General features: G+C 63.7%; 9 protein-coding genes. All 9 read right to left on the reverse strand.

Features of this window, described 5'->3' with window-relative positions; genetic code table 11:
* Positions 1-35 precede the first annotated feature (35 nt).
* Complete coding sequence (locus tag AC27VE_RS18565; protein ID WP_488704651.1) at positions 36-836, reverse strand: uroporphyrinogen-III synthase; 801 nt, start codon at positions 834-836, stop codon at positions 36-38.
* A complete protein-coding gene (gene hemC / locus AC27VE_RS18570; RefSeq protein WP_006225009.1) occupies positions 836-1,783 on the reverse strand; it encodes a hydroxymethylbilane synthase in 948 nt (315 codons plus the stop codon). The genes AC27VE_RS18565 and hemC overlap by 1 nt, the downstream gene beginning before the upstream one ends.
* Positions 1,784-1,792: 9 nt before the next feature.
* Complete coding sequence (locus AC27VE_RS18575; protein ID WP_006218348.1) at positions 1,793-1,915, reverse strand: hypothetical protein; 123 nt, start codon at positions 1,913-1,915, stop codon at positions 1,793-1,795.
* Positions 1,902-2,618, reverse strand: coding sequence for a TerC family protein (locus tag AC27VE_RS18580; RefSeq protein WP_488704655.1), 717 nt, complete (start codon positions 2,616-2,618; stop codon positions 1,902-1,904). Before AC27VE_RS18580 ends, AC27VE_RS18575 begins: the two co-directional genes overlap by 14 nt.
* A 110-nt stretch (positions 2,619-2,728) precedes the next feature.
* Positions 2,729-3,427: a TerC family protein gene (locus tag AC27VE_RS18585; RefSeq protein ID WP_488704652.1), complete on the reverse strand. Its 699-nt coding sequence runs from the start codon at positions 3,425-3,427 to the stop codon at positions 2,729-2,731.
* Positions 3,428-3,709: 282 nt separating this feature from the next.
* Positions 3,710-4,591 (reverse strand): succinate--CoA ligase subunit alpha, encoded by an 882-nt coding sequence (sucD, locus tag AC27VE_RS18590; RefSeq protein WP_006225012.1) that lies wholly within the window; start codon positions 4,589-4,591, stop codon positions 3,710-3,712.
* Between the two features lie 22 nt (positions 4,592-4,613).
* Positions 4,614-5,774: an ADP-forming succinate--CoA ligase subunit beta gene (gene sucC, locus AC27VE_RS18595; RefSeq protein WP_183016160.1), complete on the reverse strand. Its 1,161-nt coding sequence runs from the start codon at positions 5,772-5,774 to the stop codon at positions 4,614-4,616.
* A 10-nt stretch (positions 5,775-5,784) separates the two neighbouring features.
* Entirely contained in the window at positions 5,785-6,387 is a 603-nt protein-coding gene (locus AC27VE_RS18600) for a DUF2889 domain-containing protein (protein WP_035213193.1), read from the reverse strand.
* 82 nt (positions 6,388-6,469) lie between these two features.
* A partial coding sequence (locus tag AC27VE_RS18605; protein WP_488704653.1) for a 4'-phosphopantetheinyl transferase superfamily protein occupies positions 6,470-6,909 on the reverse strand: 440 nt, incomplete at its 5' end.

Genomic DNA, 6,909 nt, shown 5'->3' on the forward strand with positions numbered 1-6,909 from the left:
CGCGATTGTATTCGGTGTCTGTCCGATGCAACGAATCAAGCAGCAACAAAAGCCTGGAATATCGACTCGTCGTTGGGCAAGCAGATTTTTACCATTGCTGATGGCTCGGCGCCATGACAGCCCGGCGGCACGCGGCGCGCCAGCGAAGGGTGCGTCAGCACGAAGCGGCACGCGCCCCACCAGGCAAGCAGCCCTGCGGCATCCAGGCAGGCGCGCACGGCGTCCGCCCCTTCGCCGCTGGTGATGAGCCAGGTGGCGCTGACACCGGCATCTGCCCAGCCCCGCAGCGTCGCCAGTTGCGCGGCGTCCCAGTCTGCCGGACGGCGCAGATAGGCCGCATGGCGCGTCACGGCCACGCCGTGCGCTTCCAGCCGGTCTCCCAGCCAGTCCCTGCCCTGGGTGCCGCGCACCAGCAGCACGCGGGCCGGCAGTTGCGGCAGACCACAAAGCACGTCCCACAGGGCCTCGGAGTCGTGGCTGGGCGCGTCTGCGCCAGGATGCAGGACTGTTGTATTCGCGCCAAAACCGGGCGATTCACGAAGTCCCTGGGCGCTGGCGGGCCCGACGGTGGCGGCGATCGTGGCCGCCGGCCAGACGGACGGACCGTCGGCGCGGGCCAACTGGTCCAGGTATTGCTTGCCCGCATTGCCGCTGACGAACACGACCATGTCGAAGTCGGCCGGCCGCGGCAGGTCTGCGGCGGCGACATCCAAAGCGTGGATTTCAAGGGCAGGCAGGATGCAGGCAGACCAGCCGGCGTCGGTCAGACGGCCGGCCAGCGCCTCGTTGCGGCCCGCGGGCCGTGTCAGGACAGCGACTCGCGGTGGCGTGGACATCAGTCCGGCCGGGCGTCGTCTTGCAGCAGTTCCTGGAGGATGGCGGCAGCGCCAGCATCCAGCAGCTCCTGCGCGGCGGCTTCGCCCAGCGCCTCGGCGTTGACCGCCGGACCGCTGCGGGTCGTGTGGACCATGCGCGTGCCGTCGGGTGATGCCACCAGCGCGCGCAGCGACAGGGTGTCGCCCGAGATCTCGGCAAATGCCGCCAGCGGCACCTGACAGGAGCCACCCAGCTTGCGCGACACCGCCCGTTCGGCCAGCACGCAGGACGTGGTGGCCGAGCTGATGAGCGGCGCGAGCCAGGCGCGCATGTCGTCGCGATCGTCGCGGATCTCGATGCCCAGCGCGCCCTGCCCGGCTGCCGGCAGGCTGTCGGCCGGGTCCAGCAGGCTGCTGATGCGCCCGCCCAGCCCCAGGCGTTCCAGTCCGGCAGCGGCCAGGACGATGGCGTCGTATTCGCCCTTGTCCAGCTTGCCCAGGCGCGTATCCAGGTTGCCGCGCAGCGGCTTGACCACCAAGGCCGGGTAGCGCGCGCGGATCTGCGATTCGCGGCGCAGGCTGGACGTGCCGACGACGGCACCCGCCGGCAGGTCTGCCAGCGTCGCATAGCGGTTGGACACGAAGGCATCGCGCGGATCCGCGCGATCAAGGACGGCGCAAAGCTCGAACGGGGCTTGCAGATCGACCGGCACATCCTTCAAGGAGTGCACGGCCAGATCGGCGCGCCCGTCGAGCAGCGCGTTTTCGAGTTCCTTGACGAACAATCCTTTGCCGCCCACTTTGGACAGGGTGCGGTCAAGGATCTGGTCGCCGCGGGTCGTCAGGGTAAGGAGCTCAACCGCGCACGCCGGGTACAGCGTGCGCAGCCGGTCGCGCACATGCTCGGCTTGCCACAGGGCAAGCCGGCTGGCGCGGGTCGCGATGACCAGGCGTTGCGGAAGAGACACGTGACGTCATCAAACGAAATTGGAGACGATGACCGTCGCGACTACCCCGAGGATGGCCAGCACGAAAAGGCCCTGAAGGAGGCTCAGGCCCGATTCGGATTGCTGGGGATCAACGGATCTACGCAGACTCATGGGATTCCTTGGAAGCGGTTTTGCGGCTTGCCAGCCACCGTCCAAGGACAACAACGAGCAAGGCGCCAATAATTTCAGCGGCGATTTTAACCGTAGTGGGCTGAACGCCGAATTGACGTTCGACAACAACGTCGGTAATCAGCATGCCGCCGGCGATCCAGCCCAGCAAGGCGGCGCCAAACGTAACAACCAACGGGTACTTGTCGATCAGCTTGAGCACCAGGGTGCTGCCCCAGATGATGATCGGCACGCTGACGATCAGGCCGAAGGCGACCAGGCCGATCTGATGGTCGGCGTGGGCGTTCTGGGCCGCGCCGGCAATGGCGATCACGTTGTCCAGGCTCATCACGAAGTCGGCGATGATGATGGTCTTGATCGCGGCGGCGATGGATGTCCCGCCCTTCACGTTGCCATGCGCATCGTCTTCAGGAACCAGGAGCTTGACGCCGATCCAGACGAGCAGCAGGCCGCCCACGACTTTCAGGAACGGGATCGACAGGAGCGTCAGTGCGAAAGCGATCAGCACGACACGCAGGATGATGGCGCCCGCGGTGCCCCACAGGATGCCCTGCATGCGCTGCTTGGGGGCCAAATTGCGACAAGCCAGCGCGATCACGACGGCGTTGTCGCCGCCCAGCAGGATGTCGATGAGGATGATCTGGAATACCGCTGCCCAACTCAGCGTCTGGAAAAACTCAAGCACTATGAACCCCCGAAGGCATTTATGAAAAGAAAGGCCGGTCCCGAGCCGGCCATCCTGCCGCGCGCGGCGCAGCAGGATCATTCAAACAACTAATTATTGTAATTCAGCTTTCAGTCAGCTTTCTGGCGCATCAGCAAAACTTTACCAATTGCCAGCACCAGCACCGCGCCGAGCGCCCCCATCATCAGTTCGAAGCTGTGATGCGATACGCCCAATGCCGCGTCGATACGCGCCACCGGCTCCTGCAAGGCGGGATCTCCCACCAGCAATTCACCTGCAATAAAGCCCAACAACGCAGCGCCCACCCAGACGATGAGCGGAAAGCGCTCGATGACCTTCAACAGCAGCGTGCTGCCGAAGATGACCAAGGGGATGCTGATGGCCAGGCCCAAAACCAGCAAGGTCGTGTCGCCCATCGCCGCAGCCGCAACCGCCACCACGTTGTCCAGGCTCATGACCAAGTCGGCAATCATGATAGTGCGGATTGCGGTCAGCAGATTACCTTGCGTCTTGCCCGCGCCGTCGTCTTCGCCTTCCGGCAACAGCAGCGTCACGCCGATGTAGACCAGGAGCAGCGCGCCGATCAGCTTCAGATACGGCAGCAGCAGCAACTTGGCCGCCACCAGGGTCAGCACAATACGCATGATGATCGCGGCGGCCGAGCCGATCGTGATCGCTTTCTTCTGTTGCGCCGGCGGCAACGAACGCGCTGCCAGCGCAATAACCACGGCGTTGTCGCCTGATAGCAGGATGTTGACCCAAATGATCTGGAGCAACGCTATCCAGAATGCCGCTGAACTAAGTTCCATGCCTCTCTTTCCCAGGTGATGATCCCCCTAGGACAAACCAAATGAATGGATGATGAAAACGAAAATCGTACTGACCGTCTTGGTGCGAGCCCGACGGCATTCTTGCTGGGTACGTGCGAAATTTCTTTCATTATAGTTTCGTTCAGCTTTCCGTATGTTTTGGCGACCGCGATATGGACACGGGATTTCCCTAAGAGCACGCCGAAGATCCGGGGCGCGAAGGCGCCACATGAACGAAAAAAAGCCCGCCGAAGCGGGCTTTTTTGGCGCAATGCTGAAGACTTACAGCACCGACTTGAGCAGCTTGCCCATTTCGGAGGGGTTGCGCGTGGTGCGGATGCCGCAAGCTTCCATGACTTCCAGCTTGGCGTCGGCCGTGTCGGCGCCACCGGAGATCAGGGCGCCAGCGTGGCCCATGCGCTTGCCGGCGGGAGCCGTGACACCAGCGATGAAGCCGACGACCGGCTTCTTCATGTTGTCCTTGGCCCACTCGGCGGCGTTGACTTCGTCCGGACCGCCGATTTCGCCGATCATGATGACGGCGTCGGTGTCGGGATCGTCATTGAACAGCTTCAGCACGTCAACGTGCTTCAGGCCGTTAATGGGGTCGCCACCGATACCGACGGCGCTGGATTGACCCAGGCCCAGTTCGGTGACTTGCGCCACGGCTTCGTACGTCAGGGTGCCCGAACGGCTGACGATGCCGATGCGGCCCTTGCGGTGGATGTGACCCGGCATGATGCCGATCTTGATTTCGTCCGGCGTGATCAGACCCGGGCAGTTCGGGCCCAGCAGCAGCGTCTTGCTGCCCTTGGCCTTCATGCGGTTCTTGACTTCCAGCATGTCGCGGACCGGGATGCCTTCGGTGATGCAGATCACCAGATCCAGTTCAGCTTCGACAGCTTCCCAGATGGCAGCAGCGGCGCCGGCCGGCGGCACGTAGATGACGGACACGGTGGCGCCCGTATCGGCCTTGGCGTCCTTCACCGAAGCGAAAATCGGCACGCCTTCAAAGTCTTCACCCGCTTTCTTGGGGTTCACGCCGGCCACGAAGGCGGCTTTACCATTGGCGTACTCACGGCACATGCGGGTGTGGAACTGGCCCGTCTTGCCCGTGATGCCCTGGGTGATGACTTTGGTGTCCTTGTTGATCAGAATCGACATTTGTGAATCCTTGGCAATTTTTTTACTTGACGGCGGCTACGACGCGGGTGGCAGCTTCGGCCATCGTGTCGGCGCTGATGATCGGCAGACCCGAGTCGGCCAGCATCTTCTTGCCGAGTTCTTCGTTGGTGCCCTTCATGCGGACGACCAGCGGCACGTTCAGGTTGACGGCCTTGCAAGCAGCGATCACGCCTTCGGCGATGACGTCGCAGCGCATGATGCCGCCGAAGATGTTGACCAGAATGGCCTTCACGCTCTTGTTGGCGAGCATGATCTTGAATGCTTCAGTGACCTTCTCGGCCGTGGCGCCGCCGCCGACGTCCAGGAAGTTGGCCGGCTCGCCGCCGAACAGCTTGATGGTGTCCATCGTGGCCATGGCCAGACCGGCGCCGTTCACCAGGCAGCCGATGTTGCCGTCGAGCTGGATGTAGGCCAGGTCGAACTTGCTGGCTTCGATTTCAGCGGGATCTTCTTCGTCCAGGTCGCGGTAGGCGACGATTTCCGGGTGGCGGAACAGGGCGTTCGGATCGAAGTTGAACTTGGCGTCCAGGGCGATGATGTTGCCCTTGCCGTCGCGGTTCAGCGGATTGATTTCGACCAGCGAGGCGTCGGTGTCCATGTAGCACGTGTAGAGCTTCTGGAACACGTCCACGGCTTGGGCGGTCGAGTCGGCGGGCAGGCCGATCGCGTTGGCGATCTTGGTGGCTTGCTCGGCGGACAGGCCGGTCAGCGGGTCGATATATTCGGTGATGATCTTTTCGGGGGTGGAGTGGGCCACTTCCTCGATGTCCATGCCGCCTTCGCTGGAGGCGATGAAGGCGACCTTCTGCGTGGCGCGGTCAGTGACCAGCGACACGTAGTATTCCTTCTGGATGTCGGCGCCGTCTTCGATGTACAGGCGACGGACCTTCTGGCCTTCCGGGCCAGTCTGGTGCGTGATCAGCTGCATGCCCAGAATTTCCGAGGCCAGCTTGCGGACGTCGTCCAGCGAGCGCGCCAGCTTGACGCCGCCGCCCTTGCCGCGGCCGCCCGCGTGGATTTGTGCCTTGACGACCCAAACCGGTCCACCCAGCTTTTCAGCGGCAGCCACGGCCTCGTCGACGGAAAGAGCGGGAATCCCGCGCGGCACCGGGATGCCAAATTGCTTCAGCAGTTCCTTGCCTTGATACTCGTGGATTTTCATGTGTTACCTGTCAGGACGTATGAGAAAGAGAAGGTGAATCGGAGGACGAATCGGCCGATGCCTCAGCGCTACCCCCGGTGTACCACTTGGGATAGTGCTCAGCCACCACCGGGCCGCCAGTGCTGAGCGCATGACAGCCATCCAATTGGAATGGACGCCGGTTCGGGTTGGTTTCCTGCCGCCGGCGGTTGGCCATGGTCTGGACCGCCGCGGTGGGAAGCACCTGCGACAGCTCGGTCATGTGCGTACAGCCCTCCACATGCCCGAACCGCTCTTTGACCTGGCGGCGGAATCCCTTGAGCAGATTCATGCCGACCAGATCAGTGTAAGCGGGCTCGATGGCCATGCAATGACCGCCGTAAGGGGCCGCGTCATAGACAGCCTGCGCCGCCACGATCGAGAAATTCTCGTCGATGGTGATGCGCAGATGCATATGGTGGATGGGCTGCCCGGCCTTGAACATCTTGCCGTCGCTCTTGGGGAAATCGTACGCCTTCACGTCGATCAGCTCGGCTTCCAGATCCCAGTTGCCGTCTTCGCGCGCATACGACTGCACGCGTATGGAACGCGTGTGCAGAGGTTGGCGAGGGTAATCCGGCGGTGGCAAGGGCATGCTGGGGGCCTGCGGGGCGAAGATGGCCTGCGCATGGTGCGCGGCAACAAAACCTTGAAAGTATAGCGCAGGCAGCCGGCCATCAACCGTCTTGCTGCGGCCGGCCTGCTAGGGGACAGAGTGCGGCCGAGGCCCAGAGGCCGTCGTGGCGGACCTGGCCGGTCAGGCGCGCGGCAGCCAGATGGCGTTCCCGCACGGGCGTGTATTCCTCCAGCCCGCGGCGGCAGGCTTTCAACCGGGCCTCCAGCGCGCTCCAGGCCCGGGCGAAGGCGTCCGCCCGGCCGGCCGGGACGCAGGCGGCCAACCTGGCCGCGACTTCGGGTCCGCAATAAAGCCGGGCGACCTCGATATCGCCCTCGCCGCCCCCTGCTCCGCCGTCTGCGGCCGCCAAGTCCACGCCCGGCACCCCCAGGCGGGACAAGCCGCACAAGATATAGGGGCCACAATAAGAGAAGGAGCTGTGCCAGGGGGAACCCGGTTCCATGGCGGGCCCCTTGGGCGTTTCTGTCCAGCGCGCCGCCG

The organism is Achromobacter sp. 18P8.1.1 (assembly GCF_057799415.1).